This window comes from Bartonella sp. AP36NXGY (assembly GCF_042195865.1).
Taxonomy (GTDB): Bacteria; Pseudomonadota; Alphaproteobacteria; order Rhizobiales; family Rhizobiaceae; genus Bartonella.
In genome coordinates this window covers 1-567 of record NZ_JBHIPD010000150.1, presented here as the reverse complement: position 1 = coordinate 567, position 567 = coordinate 1, and the positions used below count along the sequence as shown (strand labels likewise).

Annotated in this window: 1 protein-coding gene; it reads left to right on the top strand. The window is 36.5% G+C overall.

Annotated elements, in window-relative coordinates:
• The coding region (locus tag ACFINX_RS10385) for a hypothetical protein (RefSeq protein ID WP_375668829.1) at positions 1–567 on the top strand (567 nt) is incomplete at both ends.

The following is a 567-nucleotide window of genomic DNA, read 5'->3' as shown; positions in this document are numbered from 1 at the left end:
GAATTTATTGATGATTGTGAATATATCGATGGTCATTTCTTAACTCGAATTAGAGCCTTAAGAGATTTTGATGATGTCAAAAAAGGCGATTTAGGGGGGTATATTGAAAATGAAAGCAACTTATCTCATGAAGGTAATTGCTGGGTGTATAATAAAGCTCGGGTCTTTCAAAATGCACGCGTCTTTGGAAATGCTAAAGTAAAAAGCTTTTTTGTTGATGTCTATGGTAATGCTCAAATTTATGGGAATGCTATTTTTGAAGGTATGACATTAAAGGACAATGCAAAACTGTCTGGTAATGCGCATGCTAGCAACGCCGTTGTAATTGAAGGCAATGCACAAATTTATGATAACGCCCGTGTCACTGATCATGCTCATATTTCCGATAATGCTGTCATTTGTGATGATGCTCATGTCGGAGGCAATGCAAAAATAAGTGGCTCTGCTTACATTTGTGATGAATCACGTGTTTTTGATGATGCCGTTATTTGTGATGCTCTTATCTCTGGTTCTTCATATATTCATAGCAATGCCTCTTTAACAGCTAATGAAGATATCTGTGATGAT